General features: G+C 73.2%; 20 protein-coding genes and 1 pseudogene. 10 read left to right on the top strand and 11 right to left on the bottom strand.

Features of this window, described 5'->3' with window-relative positions:
- From ACZ3YL_RS39570 to ACZ3YL_RS39550, 5 genes and pseudogenes are all read right to left on the bottom strand, one after another.
- A pseudogene (locus ACZ3YL_RS39570) lies at positions 1 to 447 on the bottom strand (galactose-1-phosphate uridylyltransferase); the annotation flags it as partial.
- A 140-nt stretch (positions 448 to 587) separates the two neighbouring features.
- Complete coding sequence (locus ACZ3YL_RS39565) at positions 588 to 1,628, bottom strand: ABC transporter permease (protein WP_188304386.1); 1,041 nt, start codon at positions 1,626 to 1,628, stop codon at positions 588 to 590.
- The gene (locus ACZ3YL_RS39560) at positions 1,625 to 3,220 is read right to left on the bottom strand and encodes a sugar ABC transporter ATP-binding protein (RefSeq protein WP_465662445.1); all 1,596 of its coding nucleotides are present in this window, start codon (positions 3,218 to 3,220) and stop codon (positions 1,625 to 1,627) included. Before ACZ3YL_RS39560 ends, ACZ3YL_RS39565 begins: the two co-directional genes overlap by 4 nt.
- A gap of 46 nt (positions 3,221 to 3,266) precedes the next feature.
- Positions 3,267 to 4,181: a substrate-binding domain-containing protein gene (locus tag ACZ3YL_RS39555; RefSeq protein WP_317621011.1), complete on the bottom strand. Its 915-nt coding sequence runs from the start codon at positions 4,179 to 4,181 to the stop codon at positions 3,267 to 3,269.
- Positions 4,182 to 4,585: 404 nt separating this feature from the next.
- Complete coding sequence (locus ACZ3YL_RS39550; RefSeq protein ID WP_188304383.1) at positions 4,586 to 5,392, bottom strand: DeoR/GlpR family DNA-binding transcription regulator; 807 nt, start codon at positions 5,390 to 5,392, stop codon at positions 4,586 to 4,588.
- A gap of 712 nt (positions 5,393 to 6,104) precedes the next feature.
- Between ACZ3YL_RS39550 and ACZ3YL_RS39545 the strand changes: the two genes are divergently transcribed.
- Positions 6,105 to 7,136 carry a substrate-binding domain-containing protein gene (locus ACZ3YL_RS39545; RefSeq protein WP_465662442.1) on the top strand — a complete coding sequence of 344 codons (1,032 nt, stop codon included), beginning with the start codon at positions 6,105 to 6,107 and terminating at the stop codon, positions 7,134 to 7,136.
- Between the two features lie 248 nt (positions 7,137 to 7,384).
- Here the strand turns inward: ACZ3YL_RS39545 and ACZ3YL_RS39540 are convergent, their stop codons facing one another.
- On the bottom strand, positions 7,385 to 8,686 hold the full coding sequence (locus ACZ3YL_RS39540) for an MFS transporter (RefSeq protein ID WP_465662440.1): 1,302 nt from the start codon (positions 8,684 to 8,686) through the stop codon (positions 7,385 to 7,387).
- Between the two features lie 328 nt (positions 8,687 to 9,014).
- On the opposite strand from ACZ3YL_RS39540, the gene ACZ3YL_RS39535 reads away from it, so the two are divergent.
- Entirely contained in the window at positions 9,015 to 9,623 is a 609-nt protein-coding gene (locus ACZ3YL_RS39535) for a response regulator transcription factor (RefSeq protein ID WP_188304379.1), read from the top strand.
- On the opposite strand, the gene ACZ3YL_RS39530 is transcribed toward ACZ3YL_RS39535, so the two are convergent.
- Positions 9,562 to 10,701, bottom strand: coding sequence for a sensor histidine kinase (locus ACZ3YL_RS39530; RefSeq protein ID WP_465662438.1), 1,140 nt, complete (start codon positions 10,699 to 10,701; stop codon positions 9,562 to 9,564). The two genes, ACZ3YL_RS39535 and ACZ3YL_RS39530, sit on opposite strands and share 62 nt — an antisense overlap.
- 249 nt (positions 10,702 to 10,950) lie before the next feature.
- On the opposite strand from ACZ3YL_RS39530, the gene ACZ3YL_RS39525 reads away from it, so the two are divergent.
- Positions 10,951 to 11,916 carry an MBL fold metallo-hydrolase gene (locus ACZ3YL_RS39525; RefSeq protein ID WP_465662436.1) on the top strand — a complete coding sequence of 322 codons (966 nt, stop codon included), beginning with the start codon at positions 10,951 to 10,953 and terminating at the stop codon, positions 11,914 to 11,916.
- On the opposite strand, the gene ACZ3YL_RS39520 is transcribed toward ACZ3YL_RS39525, so the two are convergent.
- Entirely contained in the window at positions 11,886 to 12,398 is a 513-nt protein-coding gene (locus ACZ3YL_RS39520; RefSeq protein ID WP_188304376.1) for a flavin reductase family protein, read from the bottom strand. The genes ACZ3YL_RS39525 and ACZ3YL_RS39520 overlap by 31 nt on opposite strands.
- A 325-nt stretch (positions 12,399 to 12,723) precedes the next feature.
- On the opposite strand from ACZ3YL_RS39520, the gene ACZ3YL_RS39515 reads away from it, so the two are divergent.
- Positions 12,724 to 13,533: an AfsR/SARP family transcriptional regulator gene (locus ACZ3YL_RS39515; RefSeq protein ID WP_188304375.1), complete on the top strand. Its 810-nt coding sequence runs from the start codon at positions 12,724 to 12,726 to the stop codon at positions 13,531 to 13,533.
- A 106-nt stretch (positions 13,534 to 13,639) separates the two neighbouring features.
- Here ACZ3YL_RS39515 and ACZ3YL_RS39510 read toward each other — a convergent pair whose 3' ends face one another.
- Complete coding sequence (locus ACZ3YL_RS39510) at positions 13,640 to 14,065, bottom strand: nuclear transport factor 2 family protein (RefSeq protein WP_188304374.1); 426 nt, start codon at positions 14,063 to 14,065, stop codon at positions 13,640 to 13,642.
- A gap of 221 nt (positions 14,066 to 14,286) precedes the next feature.
- Between ACZ3YL_RS39510 and ACZ3YL_RS39505 the strand changes: the two genes are divergently transcribed.
- From ACZ3YL_RS39505 to ACZ3YL_RS39490, 4 genes are all read left to right on the top strand, one after another.
- On the top strand, positions 14,287 to 15,072 hold the full coding sequence (locus ACZ3YL_RS39505) for an SDR family NAD(P)-dependent oxidoreductase (protein WP_188304373.1): 786 nt from the start codon (positions 14,287 to 14,289) through the stop codon (positions 15,070 to 15,072).
- Complete coding sequence (locus tag ACZ3YL_RS39500; protein WP_188304372.1) at positions 15,072 to 15,809, top strand: SDR family NAD(P)-dependent oxidoreductase; 738 nt, start codon at positions 15,072 to 15,074, stop codon at positions 15,807 to 15,809. Before ACZ3YL_RS39505 ends, ACZ3YL_RS39500 begins: the two co-directional genes overlap by 1 nt.
- A 79-nt stretch (positions 15,810 to 15,888) precedes the next feature.
- The gene (locus tag ACZ3YL_RS39495) at positions 15,889 to 16,923 is read left to right on the top strand and encodes an LLM class flavin-dependent oxidoreductase (protein ID WP_188304371.1); all 1,035 of its coding nucleotides are present in this window, start codon (positions 15,889 to 15,891) and stop codon (positions 16,921 to 16,923) included.
- A 46-nt stretch (positions 16,924 to 16,969) separates the two neighbouring features.
- Entirely contained in the window at positions 16,970 to 17,767 is a 798-nt protein-coding gene (locus tag ACZ3YL_RS39490; RefSeq protein ID WP_465662433.1) for a DUF6081 family protein, read from the top strand.
- A 108-nt stretch (positions 17,768 to 17,875) separates the two neighbouring features.
- Here the strand turns inward: ACZ3YL_RS39490 and ACZ3YL_RS39485 are convergent, their stop codons facing one another.
- Positions 17,876 to 19,009 (bottom strand): acyl-CoA dehydrogenase family protein, encoded by a 1,134-nt coding sequence (locus ACZ3YL_RS39485; protein WP_465662431.1) that lies wholly within the window; start codon positions 19,007 to 19,009, stop codon positions 17,876 to 17,878.
- Between the two features lies 1 nt (position 19,010).
- Positions 19,011 to 19,427: a DoxX family protein gene (locus tag ACZ3YL_RS39480; protein ID WP_188309022.1), complete on the bottom strand. Its 417-nt coding sequence runs from the start codon at positions 19,425 to 19,427 to the stop codon at positions 19,011 to 19,013.
- A 366-nt stretch (positions 19,428 to 19,793) separates the two neighbouring features.
- Between ACZ3YL_RS39480 and ACZ3YL_RS39475 the strand changes: the two genes are divergently transcribed.
- Positions 19,794 to 20,669 carry an NmrA/HSCARG family protein gene (locus tag ACZ3YL_RS39475; protein ID WP_317621427.1) on the top strand — a complete coding sequence of 292 codons (876 nt, stop codon included), beginning with the start codon at positions 19,794 to 19,796 and terminating at the stop codon, positions 20,667 to 20,669.
- 12 nt (positions 20,670 to 20,681) lie between these two features.
- The gene (locus ACZ3YL_RS39470) at positions 20,682 to 21,872 is read left to right on the top strand and encodes an acyltransferase family protein (protein WP_465662428.1); all 1,191 of its coding nucleotides are present in this window, start codon (positions 20,682 to 20,684) and stop codon (positions 21,870 to 21,872) included.
- The last annotated feature ends 4 nt before the right edge of the window (positions 21,873 to 21,876 follow it).

The following is a 21,876-nucleotide window of genomic DNA, read 5'->3' as shown; positions in this document are numbered from 1 at the left end:
GACCAGGCGGGCGCGTCCGGGGGTGAGGTCGGCGAAGGAGGCGTCGTGGTCGGCGGTGAAGCACACCACCTCGCAGCGGCCGGCGCCGGGGGCGCGGGTGTGCAGCGGGCCGGACTCCGCGGGCACGTGGGCGGCCGCGTCGAAGGAGAGCGACGGGAAGCGGTTCTCGAAGACCGCGACCTCGTAGTCGAGGGCCGGGATCTCGCTCGACCAGTCCGGCCGGGAGGGGCAGAGCGGGCACTCGTCGGCGGGCGGGAGGTGGGTGCGGGCCTGGCGGTGGGCGGCGATGGTGACCCAGTCGCCGGTGGCGGGGTCGAGCCGGATCGCGGAGAGGCTGGTGGTGGCTTCCAGCGGCCGCGGGTCGGTGGCGTCGCGGACCACGGACTCGTCGGTGTCGTAGTAGGTCAGCTCGCGGCCGTCCGCGAGCTTGGTGGCGGTCTTCTTCACTGTTCTGCCTTCCGGGACCTCCGGCACGTCACGGAGGTCGGCGTTTCCAGGATGGTCGGCGGCGTCGGCGGCGCCCATGGCGGAGGCCGCCTCCGGTGGGGGGCGGAGGCGGCCTCCAGGGGAGCTCAGGAGCGGGCGGGTCAGGCCGGCAGGCCGACGGCCCGCTCGCGGCCGCGCCGCTGCTGGATGACCACGGCGGCGACCAGCAGGAGCCCCTGGGCGACGTTCTGCCAGAAGGTGTTGATGCCCTGGACGGTGAGGCCGTTCTGCAGGGCTCCGAGCAGGGCGACGGCCAGCAGGGTGCCGCCGATCCCGCCCTTGCCGCCCTTGAGGGCGCAGCCGCCGAGGGCGGCGGCGGTGATGGCCTGGAGTTCCAGGCCCTCGCTGCCGGAGACGGGCTGTCCGGAGCCGGTGCGCGCGGTGAGCAGCACACCGGCCACGGCCGCGACCATGCCGGTGAGCGCGTACACCGAGAGCAGGTACTTGTTGAGGTTGATGCCGGCCAGCCGCGCGGCGGTGTCGTTGCCGCCGAGGGCGTAGATGTTGCGCCCGATGTCGGTGTACGTGAGCAGGACGTGCACGGCGGCGGCGATCAGGATGAGGATCCACACCATCGTCGGCAGGCCGGCGATCTTGCCGCGGCTGAGGAAGACGAAGAGCGGGTCGCCGAGCACGTAGCCCTGGGCCCGTCCGTCGGAGATCAGCTGGGCGACGCCCTTGTACGCGGCCAGTCCGGCCAGGGTGGCGATGGTCGGGTTGACCCGGCCGTAGATGATCACGGCGCCGTTGAGCAGGCCGACGGCGGCGCCGACCAGGACGGCCGCGCCCATGCCGAGCAGCGCGCTGGAGCCGGTGGAGGTGAACACCATCGCGCTCACCACGGAGGCGAGGCCGGCCTGGGAGCCCACCGAGATGTCCAGGCCGCCGCAGATGATCACCACCGTCTGGACCACGGCGAGCAGCCCGGCGATGGTCGCCGCCTCGGCGATCACCTGGATGTTGTTCCAGCTCAGGTAGTTGATGTCGAGCGAGCCGAACAGGGCGAGCACGGCCGCGAGGGCCAGCAGCAGGATGAGGTTCTGGCCACCGACGACGTCGAGCAGCGCCCGCGGACCGGTCGGCCGCGCGGGCCCGGCCGGGGCCTGCGGCCGCTGGTCGGCGGTGGCGGAGGGGGTGGTCATCGGGCAACTCCGGTGGTGGCGTCGGTGTCGGTGGTACGGGGGCCGGTGGCGAGGTCATCCGTCATGGCCAGGGCGAGGACGGCCTCCTCGGAGGCCTCGGCGCGACCGAGTTCGCCGGTGATCCGGCCGTTCTGCATGACGAGGATCCGGTCGGCCAGGCCGAGGACCTCGGGCAGCTCGGAGGAGATCACCAGGACGGCGACGCCGTCCCGGGCCAGGTCGGCGATGATCTGGTAGATCTCGGCCTTGGCTCCGATGTCGACGCCGCGGGTCGGTTCGTCCAGGATCAGCAGCTCGGGGCGGCGGGCGAGCCAGCGGGCGAGCACCACCTTCTGCTGGTTGCCGCCGGAGAGCGTCCGGACCTCGGTCTCGATCGAGGGGGCGCGCACCCGCAGCCGGTCCGCGTACTCCTGGGCGAGCTGCTTCTCGGCGGCGCGCTTGACGAAGCGCCGGCGGCGCAGCCGGTCGAGGCTGACCAGGGAGGTGTTGTCCCGGATGGCGCGGTGCAGGAACAGCGCCTGGGCCTTGCGTTCCTCGGGGGCCAGGCCGAGGCCGGCCCGGATCGCGTCCTTGGGCGAGCGCAGGCGCACCGCCCGGCCGCCGAGGAGGATCTCGCCGGAGCGGATCGGCGCGTCCCCCGCGAGGGCGAGGGCCAGTTCGGACCGGCCGGCGCCGATCAGCCCGGCGAGGGCGACCACCTCGCCGGCCCGGACCTGGAGGCTGACGTCGCGCACGTCGTCGGTGGTGAGGCCGCGGACGTCCAGCACCACCCGGTCGGTGGCGACGTCCTGGCGGACGAACAGGCCGGCCAGGTCGCGGCCGACCATCAGCCGGACCAGCTCGCGCTCGTCGGTCTCGGCGGCGGGCAGGACGCCGGTGAGGGTGCCGTCGCGCAGGACGGCGACCCGGTCGGCGAGCCGGAAGATCTCCTTCATCCGGTGCGAGACGTAGACGATCGCGATGCCCTGGTCGCGCAACCGGCCGATCAGGGCGAACAGCGCCTCCACCTCGTGCTCGGAGAGGGAGGAGGTGGGCTCGTCGAAGGCGATCGCCCGGGGTGGCACGGCGCCGGTGAGCGCTCGCATGATTTCGACCAACTGCCGCTGGGCGGCGGTGAGTTCTGATCCGAGCAGGTCGGGGTCGAGGACCTGCTCGAAGCCGAGTGCGGCGAGGTCGGCGGTGATCCTGCGGCGCAGTTCGGCGCGGTCGAAGCGGCGGCCGGCCCGCCGGGGGAGGCTGCCGGCGTAGACGTTCTCGGCGACCGACACGTGCGGGATGATCTCCGGCTCCTGCGGGATGATCCGGATGCCCGCGCGGCGCGCGTCGGTCGGCGAGGAGAGGTCGAGGGGGGCGCCGTCGAGCAGGACCCGGCCCTCGGTCGGGCGGTGGTCGCCGCTCAGGATGCGCAGCAGGGTCGACTTCCCGGCGCCGTTCTCGCCCATCAGGGCGGTGACCTGCCCGGGCGGGAAGGCGACGGTGACGCCGTGCAGTGCCCGGACGCTGCCGAAGGCCTTGCCGACGTTCTCGGCGGCCAGGCCGAGGGCGGGCTGCGGGGACGGTCCGGCGCCGGGCGGGGACTCGGGTGCGGTCATGTGTGCCTCGCTGGAGGTGCGAATCGGAGGTTCTGGTGCGGCACCGTCAGCTGCAGGTCATGCCGCTGCTCTGCCAGGTGGCGGCGTCGACCATGGTGGTGGAGGCGAAACCCTCGGCGGGGAAGTCCTTGTTGTTCTTGAGCTTGTCGTACATGGTCTGGACGGCCAGCGCGCCGACGTCCTTGCCGTTGATGAAGAGTGCGGCCTTCATGCCGGAGGGCTTGCCGCTGGTCCAGTCCTTGCAGGCGAGGTAGGCGCCGAGGCCGACGCCGGCGATGTCGTCGGGGCTGACGCCAGCGTTCTGCAGGGCGGTGACGGATCCCTGGACGTTCTCGTCGTTGCAGCCCCAGACGATCCAGTGCTTGACGCCGGGGTTGGCGGTGAGGGTGGCGGCGGTCTTGTCCTGGGCGCCGGTGGGGGTGTTGTCGGTGGCGACGTCGATGTTCTTCACGCCGTCACCGGCGGCCTGGGTGAATGCGGCCTTGGCGGCCTTGACGCGGTCGCCGCAGACGGTGACGTCCTGCTTCCAGGCGGAGATGATCCGGGTGTCGGCCGCGTTCCAGCCGGCCTTCTTGAACTCGGCGGCGGCGCGCTTGCCGACCTCGCCGCCCATCTGCTCGCCGCTGAACCCGACCCGCGGGACCAGATCGCTCTTCGCGCAGGCGGCCGGGGCCGGGCCGGTCACGCAGATCTGGTCGTCGGAGGTGAGCAGGGCGACCTTGGCGTCCTTGGCGGTCTGTACGACCTGCGGGCCCACCGCCGGGTCCGGCACGACCACGATCAGCCCGTTGCTCTTGCCGGCGATCGCCGACTGGACCTCGCTGACCGTCTTGTTGGCGTCGTCGCCCAGGTTCACGACCTTCAGGTCCACCCCCAGCTCCGCGGCCTTCGCCTTCGCACCCGCCGCCTCGCCGACGAAGTACTCCTGATCCCCCTGCTTCTGCAGGTACGTCAGCGACACCTTGCCTTCGACCTTTGCCGTGTCACCCGCACCCGACGACGACTCCTGGCCTGTCGAACACCCCACCGCGGCTACGAGGGACACGCAGCCCAGAACGGCAACGGACAGGACCCGACCAGGACGACGAATGAACATGCGAAAGGCTCCCGACAAGGAGAAGGTGAGGGGGAAGGGCCCGCGGAGAGACCCCGCGAGGCCGGTACCGCTTGAATCAAACACAATCGATCAGAACTCAACTTGATCAAACGTGCTCGCACAGGAAACTCCCCGGCCGGGCGTTCGTCAAGACCTTCGTTCCGCTCACGTCAATTCGAGACGATCCCGTTATCCGCCGGAGCCGCACCGCCCCGCCCCACCCGCTCTCCCCGCCGGGAGTCGAGTGACCGACTACCGTCACCAGCCGGTCAGTTGACCGACTCTGCGACGATCACCTCGCCCACCCGCTCGGCCACGACGGCCCGCCGCTCGGCGGACAGCCCCTCGTCGGTGACCAGCACGTCGACCTGGTCCAGGGTGGCGAAGGTGGCCAGGCCGACGGTGTCCCACTTGGTGTCGTCGGCGACCACGACCACCCGGCGCGCGGAGCCGATGAACACCCGGTTGGTCTCCGCCTCGGCCAGGTTGGGCGACGTCAGCCCGGCCTCGGCGGAGATGCCGTGGCAGCCCAGGAAGAGCACGTTGACGTGCAGCGAGCGGATCGCCTGGTCGGCGAGCGGGCCCACCAGGGCGTCGGAGGGCGTGCGGATCCCGCCGGTGCGCAGCACGGTGGTCCCGGCCCCCGCACCCGGGCCGGCCTGCTCGAACACCTCGGCGATCCGCAGCGAGTTGGTCACCACGGTCAGCCCGTCCACCGACGCCAGCTCCCGGGCCACGGCGTGCGTGGTCGTACCCGCGCCCAGGCCCACGGCCATCCCGGGCCGGACCAGTTCCGCGGCGGCCCGGGCGATCGCCTCCTTGGCCGACGGCTGCCAGGACGACTTCGCCTCGAAGCCCGGCTCCTGGCTGCTCGGGGCACCGGCCGGGACGGCCCCGCCGTGCACCTTGTCCAGCAGCCCCTGCCGGGCGAGGGCGTCCAGGTCCCGGCGGATGGTCATGTCCGAGACGCCGAACTCACGGGTGAGTTCGTTCACCCGTACCCCGCCCCGCTGCCGGAGCCATTCGAGGATCATCGCGCGCCGCTGCCGCGCCAGCAGCTGTGCGTTGTCAGTCACGTGGCACTCCTAGGTCAGCACGCGGACGCGGCCGGCCCACGGGCGGCACGGCCCGACGGCCCGACCGTTTCGGGTGCGTCTGTTGTGGTGGAACGTGTGACTATACGTCTCCGATTCGTGGTAACCGGGGTGTGGCGAGGGTGCCGTGGAAGCTCGGTGCCCGCCTCGTCCTCGTCGTCGCTGAACGGCCTTGCGGCAGGCACGTGGTCGGCTTGGTCCTCGTGGTCCGGTTGGTCCACATGGTCCGGTCGGCCGACATGGTCCGGTTGGCCCACGTGATCCGGTCGGTCCGCTGCTCGGTCACGTCCGGGCCGAGTGAGTGCCAGAGGTGACAGCGCGATCGCCTGTTCAGATGTGTTGAGTAATGTCGAAAGCACCGGAAGCCGCTCGGGCCCCAGTCAGGGCCGACGCAGCCCGGCAGCTCGCCCTGGTCCGGCCCAAGTGCCGCTCGCGGCAGCGATAACGAGCGAGTATCGGCCTGCATCTCGTGGTCGCGAGATCTTGACGGCCAGATGAACGTGGCGTTTCCTAGCAGTTCTGCGTTCGAATGCGTTGGCTTCTGAGCGATTTGAACGTTCAAACGCTCACGCTCACCCTGCCCTGCCCTTCCGCCCTCACGCTTACTCTGCCCTGCCCTCCTGCCCTTCCGTCCTCGCGTTCATCCGCACCGCCGGCCGCACGTCGGGCGGTCGCCGTTCAAAGGAACCAGGCCATGCGCACCACTCGAGCCCGCCGACCGGCGCCCGCCGCCGCCGTCGGCGCGGCCGCTCTCGCTCTGGCGCTGACCGGATGCTCGGGCGGAGGGCAGAGCACCTCGGGCCACGGCCCGATCTCCATCACCTTCCTCCAGAAGCAGGGCGACCAGGGATACTTCGTCGACGAGGCGGCCGGAGCCAAGGCCAAGGCCCGCGAGCTCGGCGTCGAGCTGACCGTCGTGAACGTCGGCAACGACCGCGACCGCTCGCTCGCGGAGGCCAAGAAGGCGATCGACAACAAGACGAGCGGCCTCATCGCCGTCGTCCCCGATCCCTCCGCGGGCCCCGAACTCGTCGCCCTCACCCGTCAGGCGGGCCTTCCGCTGCTCTCCGCCGACGACCAGATCTGCGCCGACTACACCGATCCCAGTGCCTGTTTCACCAAGGGACTGGTGCCCCGGGTCGGCTTCAACGGCGCCACCATGGGCGCCGCGGTGGGTGAACGCGCGGCCACCGAGTACACCAAGGCCGGCTGGAAGGCCGCCGACACCTGGACGCTGTCGATCGGGAACAGCGACATCCCGGTCTGCCGGGACCGGATGAACGCGGCGGTGGACGCGTTCTCCGTCCACGCCAGTGCCGTGCTGAAGACCGCGAAGGTGTGGACGGAGAACACCGTCGAGGACGCCCACCACCGAACCGCCTACACCCTCGCCCCCAAACCCGGCGTCAAGCACTGGGTGGTCTGGGGCTGCAACGACGAGGACACCGAGGGCGGCATCCAGGCCCTGACCGAGGCGGGCTTCGGACCGGACAACATCATCGGCATGGGCATCGGGGCCTACCTCGCCTGCAAGGACTGGCTGCCCGGCAAGCCCGCCGCGATGCGGGCCGCGCTCCTCCTCAAGGGCTCCGAGGTCGGCGCGCTCGCCGTCCAACAGATGGTCGACCGGCTGAAGGACGGCAAGGAGCTCCCGCACGAGACCACCGTCCCCGCCACCATGGTCGACCCCTCCAACTGGCAGGCGTCCGGCGCCGTCTGCACCTGACGGCCTCGGGAGCGACGGCCGACACGGCCGGTGTCCGACGAACCGCGCATCACCCTGCAGGCGGTCGTTCCCTGCCGGCAGGTGTTCAGCGCCGCACTCACCGCCCGCGTCGAGGCGGGCTACGCCGACGACGACACCAGGAATGCGCTGTGGGGGCGCAGCCGGTCCGGCGTATGGCGAGGAAGTCGCGGACGGCGATCTCGGTGTCCGCCGGACCATCGTGCGCTGCACACGTCCCCGCGCCCCCGTCAGGCGACGGCGACCGGCTCCGCCGGAACCGCCGAGGGAGCCTCCAGGGACGCGAGCCGCCGCAGGCTGGCCCGGCGCTGGAGGGCGGCGAGGGCGGTGGAGGCCGCGCCGAGGGTGAGCCAGCCGGCCGGGCCGGCGGCCATCACCACGCCGGTCAGGAGCATCGGGCCGACGGACTTCTGCACGGACTGGGACATTCCGGCGACGCCCAGGTAGGAGGCCCGGGCACGGGGCGGGGCGAGGCTGACCGCCAGTTCCCAGGAGCTGACCGAGCGCATCAGTTCGGCGAGCGTGACCAGCGCCGCGGCGGCCAGCAGGGCGAGCGAGGCGGTGAGCGGTCCGCCACCCGTGGAGAGCGCGATCAGCAGGCAGCTCGCGAACAGGGTGACGCCGTACCAGCCGACCGCCCTGATCGCGCCGCGCGGGCGCTCGGCCCAGGCGGAGAAACGGAGTTGGAGCAGCACCACCAGGGCGGTGTTGAGGGTGAGGAAGACCGGGACGACGGCGTGCGGCGCGTCGGTGTGGTGGATCAGCCAGAGCGGGAGGCCGACGTTGAGGACGGAGTCGTCCAGGCACATCGGCAGGTCCAGCAGGACGAACAGCAGGTAGCCGCGGTCCCGCCAGGGGCTCGGCACGGCGCCGGCGGTGGTCTCCCCGCCGTCCGACGGTACGGGCGCCGCCGGGGAGGCCGTCACCAGGCCCCGCCCGACCGGCTCCCCGGTGCGCCGGATCAGCGCGGCGGCCAGCAGGTACGAGAGCGCGTTGGCCACGATCAGCGCCCGGTAGGCGGTCGTGGTCCCGACGGCCAGGCCGATGGCCGCGAAGCCCGTCCCGACCGCGTACCCGCCGTTGGCGACGCTGCGGAACAGCGCCTGGTAGGTGGCGCGCCGCTCGCCCGCGACCCGGGTGGCGAACAGCATCTCCAGGGTCTTGGCACCGCGCTCGGCGAGGCAGGTCAGGGCGACGGACACCAGCAGCGCGGTGAAGTCGTCGACCACCAGCAGCAGCGCCATGGTGGCCACCCGCACCAGGTGGCAGCCGGTCAACAGGCCGCGCACCGACAGCCGTTCGGCGGCCCGCCCGGCGAGCGGGGAGCCGATGATCCCGGCCACCGCGCCGACGCCGAGCAGCAGTCCGAGCCGTCCGGCGTCCATCCCGCAGACGTAGGTGAAGTACAGGACCGAGGCGGCGGCCCACACTCCGGTGCCGGTCCGGTCCACGCCCTGGGCCAGCAGCATGATCCGCGCGTCCCGCCCGCCCGGCGGCCGCCGCAGCTGCGCCCACAGTCCGTTCCCCCGCATGACAGGTCCTCGTTTCGCGTCCACCATCAATCTCGACATCAAGATACTTCACGTCGAGATAGATGTGGAACCCCGAATCCGGAACCGCGAATCCGGAACCCCGGCCCCGGCTCCCCACCACCGAACCCGCCGGCGACCCCCTCGCGGATCCACCCCGGCAACCGTCCCGAAATGAGGGAGTCCCTGCCCGACACACGGCGTTGTTACCATCGACCGACGGCCACGGCGACGTAGCGGGACCCGGCGGGATGGCGCGGGCCACAGCGGGCCGGGGCGGCGCGGGACTGCGCGGGGCGGGTCGGCATGCGGCAGACGGGGGTCGGGCGCAATGATTCGGATCTTGTTGGCTGAGGACATGCGCATCCTGCGCGGGGCCCTGGTCGCCCTCCTCACCCTGGAGGAGGACCTGGAGGTGGTCGCCGAGGTCGCGACCGGCAACGGCATCCTCGCCGCGGCACTGGAGCACCGGCCGGACGTCGCCGTCATCGACGTCAACCTGCCCGGCCTGGACGGGATCACCGCGGCCCGCCAGGTGCGGACCGAGCTGCCCGGCTGCCGGACGCTGATCCTCACCGCCCTCGACCAGCCGGGGATGATCCGCCGGGCGATGGACGCCGGGGTGCACGGCTACCTGCTCAAGGACGCCCCGCCGTCCGAACTCACCGCCGCCATCCGCACGGTGGCCGGCGGGCGCCGGGTGATCGACCCCCAGCTGGCGGTCGCCCTGTGGGACCGCGGCCAGAACCCGCTGACGCCCCGCGAGACCGATGTGCTGGCCCGCGCCTCGGCGGGCGAGGAGGCCGTCGACATCGCCGGACAGCTCCACCTGTCCGTCGGCACCGTACGGAACTACCTCACCACCGCCGTGGTGAAGCTCAGCGCGCGAAATCGGCTGGACGCGGTTCGAATCGCTCGGGACAACGGCTGGATACCGTGACCTCCCGCCCGGCCTCGACCGGGCAGTCCGCCACCACGTGGAACCAGCCCTCCCGGTCGACGATCGACGTCAGGCTGCCGCCGATCCGCTCCACCCGCTGCGTCAGGTTGTCCAGCCCGCCGCCCCGGCGCCGCACCCGGGGCGCCTTCGGCCGCACCCCGTCGTTGGAGAGGGTGAGCCGCACCCGCCCGCCCCGCCGGCGGACCGAGATCCGGCAGTGCCGCACCTCGCTGTGCCGCAGCAGGTTGGTCACCCCCTCGCGCAGCACCGTCGCCAGCACCGTGTTGACCTCCGGCGAGCCGACCTCCACCAGTGGCTCCACCACGGTCTTGATCCCGGCGGCGTCCAACACCCCGTGCACCGAGTCGAGTTCGTCGGCGAAGCGCATCTCCCGGTAGCCCCAGGCCACTCCGCGGACGTCCGCGAGCGCCTGCCGGGTGATGGTCAGCACCTCGGACAGTTCGACTCTGGCCCGCTCGTCGTCGCGGCCCATCAGCCGGTACGTCAGCTCGTTCTTGAGCATGATCGCCGAGAGGCTGTACCCCAGCAGGTCGTGGAGGTCCCGGGCGACCCGCAGCCGCTCCCGGTCGACGGCCAGCCTGGTCACCTCGGCGCGCACCCGGTGGAGTTCGGCGACCAACTCGGCGACCCTGGTCAGCCCGTAGACGATCAGGCCGATCACCACCGTCGACGTGGTGAGCCAGGCGACACCCAGCACATCGCCCGAGAGCAGCTCCGCCAGCAGACCGGTGGAGGCCGCCTCGACCGCGAACAGGGGCCAGGCCAAACGGGGTTGGAGCAGCAGCAGGGTCGAGCCGGCCAGGAACCCGGCCATGCCACCCCAGTTGAGGCCGCAGAGCACCATCGGAAGGTAGGTGAGCGCGGCCTGCACGGCGAGGCTCAGCCGGCCGTGGCGGTCGCGGAACCGCCGGCCGGCGGGCAGACAGTGCAGCAGTTGCAGGGCGAACACCCCGACCGAGGCGCTCAGCGCTCCGGCCAGGCGGGCCGGAGTCGGCTGCTCGGCAAGGAGGTTGAGGACCATCATGAAGGCGATGCCGCACTGGACACCGAGCGCCATGCGGACAGCGAGTCGGGACGGAAGTTTCTCATCGGGCAGGCGTGACATCCGGTACTCCCCCGTACAGCGGACCTGGTCGCGGACTCGCCATCGACTCTATGCCGGACGGGCGGGCGCTGTCCGCAGGCCGTGTTCGAAGGCTGCTGTTCGAGCCGAACTCCACCCACCGCGTGGATGGTTGGGCGTCATCGGCCCCGCGCCTCCCGGCCCCCCGGGAGCGTGCCGCGACGACGACCGAGGAGAGCCCCCGTGACGACCACCGACCGCACCCCGACCGACTCCACCCCGACCACCCGCACCCCGACCACCCGACGAGCGCAGGACGGACGCCTGGAGGAAGTGGCGGACGGCGTCTTCGCGTACGTCCAGCCCGACGGCGGCTGGTGCCTGAGCAACGCCGGCCTGATCGTGTCGGACGGCCGCTCGGCACTGGTCGACACCACCGCGACCGAGGCCCGCACCCGCCGACTGCGCGAGGCCGTCGCCACGGTAGCCCCCGAGATGCCGAGGTACCTGGTCAACACCCACTTCCACGGCGACCACGCGTTCGGCAACTTCGTCTTCCCCGAGGCCGTGGTGGTCGGCCACGAACGCACCCGGACCGAGATGACGGCCGCCGGACTGCACCTGACCACGCTGTGGCCGGAGGTCTGCTGGGGCGAGGTCGAGCTGTCACCCCCCACCCTCACCTACCGGGACGGGGTGACCCTGCACGTCGGCGGCACCGTCGCCGAGGTGATCCACCCCGGGCCGGCCCACACCGGCAACGACTCGGTGGTCTGGCTGCCCGAGCAGCGGGTGCTGTTCACCGGGGACGTGGTGATGTCCGGGGTCACCCCGTTCTGCCTGATGGGCTCGGTGTCCGGGTCGATCGAGGTGGTCCGGCGGCTGCGCGCGCTCGGCGCCCGGACGGTGGTGGCCGGCCACGGCCCGGTGGCGGGCCCCGAGCTGTTCGACGAGACGGAGCGCTACCTGCGGTGGGTCCAGCAGGTCGCGGCGGACGGCCTGGCGGCCGGGCTGAGCCCGCTGGAGGCCGCCCGCGACTGCGAACTCGGCGAGTTCGCCGCCCTGCTCGACTCCGAACGCCTCGTCCCCAACCTGCGACGCGCCTACGCCGAACTGGGCGGGGCGCGGCCCGGCGCCGCGCTGGACGTCGGCGCGCTGTTCGCCGAGATGGTGGACTTTCACGGGCGGCTGCCGACCTGCCGGGCGTGAGGCCGCCACGGCTCGAAGACGCCCCGGTGGTACAGCACGGGCGTGCGCGGCAGCGTCTCGGCACCGTCCACCCGGGCCACGAAGATCCAGTGGTCGCCGGCCTCCAGGCTCCGCACCACCACGCACTCCGCGTAGGCGAGCACCGCGTCGACCAGCACCGGCGCGCCGCCGGCCGCCACGGACGGCCGCCACCGCTGCCCGGCGAACTTGTGCTCCGCCCGGCCGGCGAAGGTCCGCGCGACGTCCTGGGCGCCGTCGGCCAGCACATTGAGCACGAAGGCGCCCGCGGTGTGCAGGGCGTCCAGGGTCTGCGAGCGGCGGTCCACGCACACCAGCAGCAGCGGCGGCTCGACGGACACCGCGGACACCGCGTTACAGGTCAGGCCGCGCGGCTCCCCGCCCGCGTCGATCGCCGTGACGATGGAGACCATCGTCGGGAAGGCGCCGAACAGGTCGCGAAAACCCCCCGCGTCCACGGCCATGCACGCTCACCCCATTCCCACTCGGTCGGGTCGACCGGTCCGGTCGTCCGGTCCACCGAAAGGCTGTTCACCGGAGCTGGACCGCCGGTGGACCGGCGCTGGAGGCGGCCCGGCGGACGGGCCGCCGCAGGCCGTCCCCACCGGCACCGCGGGCCGTCCCCATCAGTACCGCGGGGGCCCGTCCGACCCGCCCCACCTATGACCGGAGCACATCCCGCATGACGGCGTCACACCAGAATGCGTGACGGCGTCACTGGGCCCGTCCCCGCCCGGATGACATGCTCAACCGCAGGACGGAAAGCCAACCTTGAAGGGGGATCCCATCGTGGATATCGAGGTGTTGGGTCAGTTCTCCATCCGCGAGCACGGCAAGTCCATGGTTCCGAGCGCCGGCAAGCCCCGGCAGGTGCTGGCGCTCCTGGCGCTGCGCGCCGGCCGCATCGTCCCCGTGCCGACCCTGATGGAGGAGGTCTGGGGACAGCACATCCCGCGCAGTGCGGCCACCACGCTGCAGACGTACATCCTGCAGTTGCGCCGGAAGATCACGGCCACGCTGCCGGCCTCCGCCCAGCGGTCGGCCAAGGAGGTGCTGGTCACCTCCTTCGGCGGCTACCAGCTCGCCGTCCGCCCGGACAGCTGCGACCTCGCGGAGTTCGAGCGGCTGGCCGCACTGGGCAACGCCGAGCTGGACGGCGGCGACCCCCGGGTCGCGTCCGGGCAGCTCGGCCGGGCGCTGGCGCTGTGGCGGGGGCCGGCGCTGGTGGACGTGCCGGTCGGGCGGGTGCTGGAGACGGAGGTGCTCGGCATGGAGGAGACCCGGATGCAGGTGCTGGAGAAGCGGATCGAGGCCGATCTGCTGCTCGGCCGCCACCAGTTGCTGCTCGGCGAGCTGCGGATGCTCGTCGCGCAGCACCCGATGAACGAGAACCTCTGCTCGCTGCTCATGACGGCGCTGTACCGCTCGGGCAGCCCGTGGCGGGCCCTGGACGCCTTCCGGTCGCTGCGCCGGACGCTGATCGACGAGCTCGGCGTGGAGCCGTCGGCCCGGCTGCAGCGGCTGCACCAGGCGGTGCTGGCGGGCGATCCGGCACTGGAGGCGCGCGAGCCGGCCGAACCGGTCCGGCTGGCGTCCTGAACCGCGGCGGGACGCCACGACGGGAGGCCGCGGCGGGCCGTGCCGCCCGACAGCACTCCGCCCCGCTGGACCACGTCCAGCGGGGCGGAGTGCTGTCCGACACGTCCTACAGCTGGTCGTGGGTGACCAGCCGCGAGCGCAGCAGGAGGCCGTCCTCGCGCGCCTCCAGCACGTCGTGCACCACGCAGCTCGGCGCGATCACCGGCGTGCCGCCGGGCCGGACGGTCACCACCAGCGCGTACACCGTCGAGCGGATCGAGCCGTCCGGCTGGGCCTCCAGCGCGATGTGGTTGAACCAGTGCCGGCGCTGCACCGGGTCGTCGGCGAACCGCTCGTGGAAGCGCACCAGTTCGGCGACGATCCCGGCCCGGCCGACGGCGGGCTCGGCCTGCGGCGAGTGCTGGAACGTGCCGTCCTCGGTGAAGGTCGCGGCGTAGTCCGCGAACCGGCCGCCGTCCAGCGCCTGCATCTGGTGCGCGTAGAAGTGCTGGACCTGCGAGTGGAGTTCGGTCTGTACGGGGGCGACGGTCATCGGCGGTCCTTCCGAGCGGAGGGGCGGGATTGCCCGCCCACCGTGCCCGGCCCGCCTCGAAGGGGGCTTGAGCGCCCGGCCCGGGCTCCTCCAGCCGCCTTCCAGCCCGCCTCTAGCGCCGGCCGGAACGCTCGCTGCCGCACGCACCTAGGTCTGACAGTTCGCGCCCGGCGGGAATTGTCGGACACGCCCGAAGGGCCGATCACCACAGTGGAGGCAGCATGACGAACGCAACACGGCCGGTGGCCCTGGTCACCGGTGCGACCAGCGGAATCGGCCTGGAGGTCGCGACCAGGCTCGCCCGGCTCGGCGCGAGCGTCTTCATCTGCGCCCGCCGGGACGAGGAACTCCGGTCCACCGTCAAGGAGTTGCGCGAGCAGGGCCTCGACGTCGACGGCACCGTCTGCGACGTCGCCCAGCCCGAGCAGATCCACGCCTACGTCCGGGCCGCCGTCGACCGCTTCGGCCCGGTCGACATCCTGGTCAACAACGCCGGCCGCAGCGGGGGCGGCGCCACCGCCGAGATCCCGGACGACCTGTGGATCGACGTGATCAACACCAACCTCAACAGCGTCTTCATGATGACCAAGACGGTGCTCAACGCCGGCGGCATGCTGGCCAAGGAGCGCGGACGGATCATCAACATCGCCTCCACCGGCGGGAAGCAGGGCGTGGTGCACGCCGCCCCGTACTCGGCCTCCAAGCACGGCGTGGTCGGGTTCACCAAGGCCCTCGGGCTGGAACTGGCCCGCACCGGGATCACCGTCAACGCGGTCTGCCCCGGCTTCGTCGAGACCCCGATGGCCGAGCGGGTGCGCGAGCACTACGGCGCCATCTGGCAGGTCGGACCGCAGGAGGTGCACGACCGGATCACCACCCGGGTGCCGCTCGGCCGCTACGTGGAGGTCCGCGAGGTGGCCGCGATGGTCGAGTACCTGGTGAGCGACGACGCGGCCGCCGTGACCGCGCAGGCGCTCAACGTCTGTGGCGGACTGGGGAACTACTGATGGCCGCCGCCAAGGTCGCCCTGGTCACCGGCTCCTCCTCCGGCATCGGCGCGGCGGTGGCCCAGCGCCTGGCCACCGCCGGGTACCGCGTGGTGGTCAACTCGGCCCGCTCGGTCGAGGCGGGCGAGAAGGTCGCCGCCGGACTGCCGGACGCCCACTACGTCCGGGCCGACATCTCGGTCGAGGCCGAGGCCCGGCGGCTCGTCGCCGAGACGGTGGCCCACTACGGGCGGCTCGACCTGCTGGTGAACAACGCCGGGTTCACCCGGCCCGTCCCGCACGCCGACCTGGTCGGCGCCGACCCCGAACTGTGGCGCACCGTCCTGGGATTGAACGTCATCGGCACCTGGCAGACCACGGTCGCCGCCATGCCCCACCTGACCGACACCGGCAGCGGCGCGGTGGTCAACATCTCCTCGGTGGCCGGCAGCCGACCGGCCGGCAGCTCGATCCCGTACGCGGTCAGCAAGGCCGCGATCGAGCACATGACCCGGCTGCTGGCGAACACCGTCGGCCCGCGGGTCCGGGTCAACGCGGTGGCGCCCGGCCTGATCGAGACGCCGTGGACCAGCGGCAAGGACTTCTTCGCGCCGATCGCGGCGAAGGTCCGGGAGAGCACCCCGCTGCGCCGCACGGGCCTGCCCGAGGACGTCGCCGAGGCCGTGCTGAGCCTGGCCGGGGCCGCCTACACCACCGGGCAGGTGCTGCTGGTCGACGGCGGCGCCCACCTGATCTGAGGACTGCCGCAAGGACCGCACAGCAAGGACCGCACTGCAAGGACCACGCAGCGAAGAGACCGAGGAGCGAGGAGCAACCGTGCGACTGGCAGCGAACCTGGTCTACCAAGGAGCCGCCGAACTGGCTGTCTCCGCCGAGGAGTTGGGCTATGCCTCGGTGCTCGCCCCGGAGGGCTACCGGTCCGACGCGCCCAGCGTGCTCGGCCTGGTGGCCGGCCGGACCGAACGGGTCGAACTGATCTCCGGCGTGATGCAGATCCCGGCCCGCCCACCGGGCCTGGCCGCGCTCACCGCCGCGACCCTGGACGCGCTCAGCGGGGGCCGGTTCCGGCTCGGGCTGGGCGTGTCCAACCCCGACGTGTCCGAAGGCTGGTACGGGGTGGCCTTCGACCACCCGCTGGAACGCACCCGCGAGTACGTGGAGATCGTCCGCCGGGCGCTGACCGGTGCCCCGGTCACCCACCAGGGCAAGCACTTCCAGCTGCCCCCCGCCGGACGCGACGGCGCCCCGCTGCACCTGCTCACCCAGCCGCTGCGGCCCCGGCTGCCGGTCTACCTGGCCGCCGTCGGCCCGCGGAACCTGCGGCTCACCGGGGAGATCGCGGACGGCTGGATCGGGGTGTTCACCTCGCCGGAGGCCGTCGCCAAGGCCGTCGCCGAACTGCGCACCGGCCGCGAACGCGCCGGCACCGACCTGACCGGCTTCGACGTACTGCCCAGCCTGCCCACCTCGGTCGCGGAGGACCTCCCGACCGCTGCCGACGCCCTGCGCGACCAGTACGTCTACCTGCTCGGCATCGGCGACCCGGCCCACAACTTCTACCTCGGGCTGGCCCGCGAGATGGGCTACGAGCGCGAAGTCGAGCTGTTCCAGCGGCGGTTGGCGGCCGGGGACCGCGCGGGAGCGGGCGCCGCGCTCCCGCTGGACTTCATCGACCGCACCTCGCTCTGCGGCCCGGTGCCCCGGCTCGCCGACCGGCTCCAGGCCTACGCGGAGGCCGGCGTCACCACCCTCGGGGTGATGGTCTCGGCCGCCGCCACCTCCCTCGACGGGCGGCTGCGGATCCTGCGGGCCGCCGCCGAGGCGCTGGACCGCTCCGGGGTCGGCGACTGACCGACCCGCCGCCCGACACCCGTGTACCGAGACAGGGAGCACCGCGGTGACGAACACCCAGGACACCTCCGGCGAGGTCCTGCTCGCCGACGACTTCCGCTCGCCCCGGCCCGCCCCCGACGGTCTGCCGTCCGGGTGGCGGGCCCGCCCCGCCGGCGGCCGCCCCGCCGGGGACGGCCGCGCCCGGCTGACCTCCGCCGGGCTGGTCGTCGAACCCACCGGCACCGACCTGGTCACCGGACTGCCCGCCTTCGCCCGCCCGGCGGCCGGACCGTCCGGCCCGGCCGGCCACCTGCGCTGGGCCGCCTTCGCCGAGCGCACCGACGCGGCCGACGAGACCGGGGCGCCCGGCTTCGAACTGCGCGACGGCGAGGTGCTGACCGCCTGGCTGGACCTCTCCACCGAGGTGTACGGCGGCGCACCCGGCGCCTCGGCCAACATGATCTGCGTGGACTTCGCCTCCGGCCTGGTCCTGGACTTCCTGCTCACCAACGACCGGGTGCTGGTGCTGTACGAGCGGCTCCCGCGCCCCGGCGTCGGGTCCTTCACGTACGAGCTCCCGGTGGCCGCCCGGGTCCCGGGCCGCTTCCACCGCTGCACGGTCACGGTCGACGGCGGGCGCGGCTCGGCGCACTGGTGGCTGGACGGCACCGAGGTCTTCACCGTGCCGGACCTCGGCCGCCCGCTGCCCGCCCCGGCCCGTCCGGTCCGGGGTACGGACGGGCCGCTGGAGAGCCTGCGGCCCGCCCGACTCGCCCTCGGCGTCGGGATGTTCGCCGACGCGCCGACGGGCGGCATGCGGCTGACCCTGCAGCGCGCCCAGGTCCGCCGCCGTCCCGCCTGACGCCCTACCCGCTCCGGACCACACGCCGGACCACACGCCGGGGCCCGGGGGAACCGCCGTTCCCCCGGGCCCCGGCCGTCCCGGTTGCCGCTCCTGCTACTGCTACCGCTACCGCTCCGCGAGCGCCCGCTGCGCGTACGCCCCCGCGGCCGGCTCGAACCGCAGCACCAGGTGCCCCACGGCCACGTTGACGTCCCGCCAGGCGCGGGCGAACGGGCTGCTCTCGACCTGCCCGGAGGTGCCGGCCGCCCGGAACAGCCGGTCGGCGGCGGCCAGCAGCAGCTCCGCGGCGATCGCGCAGTCCCGCCCGCCGCGCACCGCGTGCAGCGCGCTCACCGGCCCCTCGTCGGCGACCCGCGCGGTGCGCTCCAGCAGCAGCTGCGCGGCGTCGATCTCGGCCGCCGCCCGGGCCAGCACCTGGTGGCGGGCGGCGTTGTCGGCCAGCGAAGGGTCCCCGCCGCCGGTGCCGGCGATCTTCGGCGCGGCCCAGTCGGCCCAGCCGGCGAGCAGCGCGCGGGCCGCGCCGAGCACCGGGGCCGCGAAGGACAGCCCGTTGACGGCCTTGAGCGGCACCCGGGTGCAGCCGTCGACGGCCCCGGGGCACTGGCCGTCGAGCACCGCCGCGCGGGTGCAGACCCGCTGGTCCGGCACGAACACGTCCGCCACCGTCAGGGTGTTGCTGCCGGTGCCCCGCATGCCGACCGTGAACCAGGTGTCCTGCACCTGGAAGTCCCCCCGCCGCACCGCGAAGTAGCGGGCCACCCGGCCACCGTCCTCCCCCGGGGTCTGGCCGCAGACCAGCGCCCAGTCGGCGAACTCGACGGCGCTCACGAAGGACCACGTGCCGGTCAACCGCCAGCCGCCGGGTGCCCGTTCGGCCCGGCCCAGCGGCATCAGCGCGCCGACCAGCAGGGTGTCCGGGCCGTCCGCCCAGATCTCCCGCTGCCCGGCGAGCGGCAGGTGCGCGGCCATCCGGGGCACGGTGGCGGTGAGCGCCGCCACCCAGGCGGCCGAGGTGCAGCCCTCCCCCACGGTCGCCACCGCCGCCAGCAGGTCGGCGAAGCCGCCGGCGTCGCCGCCCCAGCGCTCGGGCACGAAGTGCCGGGCGAACCCGGCCGCGACCACGCCGTGCACCACGTCGGGGTGGAGCCGTCGCTGCTGGTCCGCGTCGGCCGCGTGCTTGGCGGCGACCGGTACGAGGTCCAACGCGCCGCCGGGGAGCGGCAGTCGGGTGTCGGCCATCTCAGGCTCCTTCCAGGGTCACGGGCGGCGCCGGGTGGGTCGACCGGGCGTCCACGGCCGCGATCACCAGCCCGCCCAGCAGGCTGACGTTCTTGAGGAACTCGTTGCGCTGGGCCCGCCGCCGCGCCGGGTCCGGCTGGCGCCAGAACCCGTGCACGGCGACCGTGGTCGGCACCAGGCAGGCGACCAGCAGGGCGCCGCCGGCCACCGGCGCGAGCCCGGTGCCCAGGGCCACCCCGCCCGCGATCATGCCCGCGGCGGTCGCCCGGGTCGCGGCCTCGGGGTACGGCACCCCGCGCTGCCGGGCGAGTTCGGGCAGCGGGCCGGGCGCGCGGAGCACGCCGTAGCCGCCCACGATGAAGCTGGTCGCCAGCAACGGCCGGGACAGTCGACTGATGAGCCGGGGTAGGTGTGCCATGGGTCGCCCTTCTCGCACGTGTGGAGCGTTGCTCGTGGATCGCCGCACTGTTGCGCGTCAGGCTCCGTCGACCGTCTCGAACCGCGCTGGAGGGCGGCTGGACACCGCACCCGCCGTACGGTCCCCCCACAGGTCGGCCGGGCCCCGGCGGCGGCCATGGATTCGAGCCGGATTCGAGCCGCCCCCACCACGCTGAGGCCCGGGTCCTCGCTTTCGGATCTTGTCGGATCAGCGCGCGGCTCCCCCAGCCTTCGGCCGGGAGGTGCCCCCAGTGCGCGCCCGGCACGATCCGGCAGAGGGGGCCCGGCCGCGGGGCACGCCCGTGCCGTCCGCGGCCGTCACGACGGGCTAGCGAAGGAGTGGGACGTGGCAGCGGACGACAAGTGGGTTCTGGTGCTGGGCGCGACCGGTCGCCAGGGTGGCAGCGCCGCCCGGCACCTGCTGGACCGGGGCTGGGGGGTGCACGTCCTGGTCCGCGATCCGGAGAAGCCGGCCGCCCGTGAACTCGCGGCCAAGGGAGCCGTGTTGGTGCGCGGCGAGTTCGACGACCGGGACGCTGTCCGGGCGGCGCTGCGGGGAGCGCACGGCCTGTTCACCGTCTTCACCCCGACCCACGGCAACGGCCTGGACGGTGAGGAGCGGCACGCGGCGCTGTTCGCCGAGGAGGCCGCCCGGGCGGGCGTCGCGCACCTGGTGCACAGCTCGGTCGGCGGGGTGGAGAAGCCCGGCGGGGTCGGCTGGCGGGAGACCAAGCTCCGCGCGGAGCAGGCGATCCGCTCGGCGCAGCTGCCGACGACCTTCCTGCGGCCGGTCTACTTCATGGAGAACTTCCTGGACCTGCCGCCGGAGCCGGAGCCGGACGGCACCCTGGTGTTCCGCCGCGGGCTGTACCCGGAGACCAAGCTCCAGGTGCTGGCCTCCCAGGACATCGGCTACTTCGTGGCCGACGCCTTCGAGGCCCCTGACGCCTTCGTCGGCCGGAACGTGGAGATCGCCGGCGAGGCCCTGACCGGCCCGGAGATCGCGGCCGCCTTCGCCGCGCACACCGGCCGCCCGGCTCGCTACGAGGCCATCCCGCTGGAGGAGTTGGCCAGGAAGGACGTCTGGATGGCGAAGACCTTCGAGTGGTTCAACGAGATCGGCTACCGGGCGGACATCCCTGCGCTGCGGGCCGCCCACCCGGGTCTGCTGACCTTCGCCGAGCTGCTGCGCCGCAGCGGCTGGGCGCCGCAGGCCGGCTAGGACCGCCCGGCGATGAGCGCCCTGACACCCGGCGCCGCGACGACGGCGCCCCGACGTCCGAACCTGCCGACCCTCACCGGGATGCGGTTCCTCGCCTCCGGGATGGTCTTCTTCTCGCACGCCTTCTTCCGTTTCCTGCCGAGCAGTTGGACCTCCGGCACCGGCGCGGGCTTCTGGTGGAGCGCCGCCGGGTCGACGGGCGTGTCGTTCTTCTTCGTCCTCAGCGGCTTCGTGCTCACCTGGTCGGCCCGGCCGGGTGAGCCGGCCCGGGCCTTCTGGCGCCGCCGGCTGTGCAAGATCTACCCCAACCACCTGGTGACGGCGGTGGCGGCGGTGGTCCTGATGCTGGTCTGCGGGGAGGCCTTCACCGCGGGCCAGTTGGTGCCGAACCTGCTGCTGGTGCAGTCCTGGATCCCGCGTTTCGACGTGCTCACCGGGATCAACCAGGTGAGCTGGTCGCTGTGCTGCGAGGCGCTGTTCTACCTGCTGTTCCCGCTGCTGCTGCCGTCGGTCGGCCGGATCCGGGCCGGGCGGCTGTGGTGGTGGGCGGGCGGTGCGGTGCTGGCGGTGTTCTGCGTGCCGGCCGTCTCGGCGCTGCTGCTGTCGGGTGGTCCGCACATCTCGCCGCGGATGGACTACTCCGTCGACCAGCTGTGGTTCGTCTACTTCTTCCCGGTGATGCGGGCCTTCGAGTTCGTCCTCGGGATGCTGCTGGCCCGGATCGTGCTGGCCTGGGGATGGCCGCGGATCGGCCTGCTGCCCGCCGGGCTGCTGTTCCTGGCCGGGTACGCCGGGGCGCTGTACGCGCCGGGTCAGTTCGGCACGGCCGCGCTGACGATCGTGCCGCTGGCGCTGCTCATCCCGGCCGGCGCGGTGGCCGATCTGGAGGGCCGGCGCTCGTTCCTGAGCGGCCGGGTGGCGCTGTGGCTGGGCGAGGTGTCCTTCGCGCTCTACATGGTCCACCAGCTGGTGATCACGTACGGCGCCAAGGCGCTCGGGATCGGGATGCGGATGTCGGCGCTGGAGGCGACGGCGCTGAGCCTGCCGTTCCTCGCGGCCAGCCTGCTGGCCGCCTGGCTGCTGTACACGCTGGTCGAGCAGCCGATGATGCGCCGCTGGTCCCGGGCCCGGAAGCCCGGGACCGCGGCCCCCCGTCCGGCGCGCCCGGAGAAGGCGGGGGCCCCGACCCCGGAGCGCGCCTGACGGT

The sequence above is a fragment of the Kitasatospora sp. NPDC023176 genome (genome assembly GCF_055560495.1).
The sequence above is the reverse complement of the archived record's forward strand: the minus strand, read 5'-3'. Positions and strand labels throughout refer to the sequence as shown.

Excerpts from the sequence above, each read along its gene's own strand:
- ACZ3YL_RS39535 (WP_188304379.1), top strand. The coding sequence starts at position 9,015 with ATGATTCGGATCTTGTTGGCTGAGGACATGCGCATCCTGCGCGGGGCC.
- ACZ3YL_RS39545 (WP_465662442.1), top strand. The coding sequence starts at position 6,105 with ATGCGCACCACTCGAGCCCGCCGACCGGCGCCCGCCGCCGCCGTCGGC.
- ACZ3YL_RS39485 (WP_465662431.1), bottom strand. The coding sequence starts at position 19,009 with ATGGCCGACACCCGACTGCCGCTCCCCGGCGGCGCGTTGGACCTCGTA.
- ACZ3YL_RS39505 (WP_188304373.1), top strand. The coding sequence starts at position 14,287 with ATGACGAACGCAACACGGCCGGTGGCCCTGGTCACCGGTGCGACCAGC.
- ACZ3YL_RS39540 (WP_465662440.1), bottom strand. The coding sequence starts at position 8,686 with ATGCGGGGGAACGGACTGTGGGCGCAGCTGCGGCGGCCGCCGGGCGGG.
- ACZ3YL_RS39560 (WP_465662445.1), bottom strand. The coding sequence starts at position 3,220 with ATGACCGCACCCGAGTCCCCGCCCGGCGCCGGACCGTCCCCGCAGCCC.
- ACZ3YL_RS39510 (WP_188304374.1), bottom strand. The coding sequence starts at position 14,065 with ATGACCGTCGCCCCCGTACAGACCGAACTCCACTCGCAGGTCCAGCAC.
- ACZ3YL_RS39480 (WP_188309022.1), bottom strand. The coding sequence starts at position 19,427 with ATGGCACACCTACCCCGGCTCATCAGTCGACTGTCCCGGCCGTTGCTG.
- ACZ3YL_RS39565 (WP_188304386.1), bottom strand. The coding sequence starts at position 1,628 with ATGACCACCCCCTCCGCCACCGCCGACCAGCGGCCGCAGGCCCCGGCC.
- ACZ3YL_RS39520 (WP_188304376.1), bottom strand. The coding sequence starts at position 12,398 with ATGGCCGTGGACGCGGGGGGTTTTCGCGACCTGTTCGGCGCCTTCCCG.
- ACZ3YL_RS39470 (WP_465662428.1), top strand. The coding sequence starts at position 20,682 with ATGAGCGCCCTGACACCCGGCGCCGCGACGACGGCGCCCCGACGTCCG.
- ACZ3YL_RS39530 (WP_465662438.1), bottom strand. The coding sequence starts at position 10,701 with ATGGCGCTCGGTGTCCAGTGCGGCATCGCCTTCATGATGGTCCTCAAC.
- ACZ3YL_RS39500 (WP_188304372.1), top strand. The coding sequence starts at position 15,072 with ATGGCCGCCGCCAAGGTCGCCCTGGTCACCGGCTCCTCCTCCGGCATC.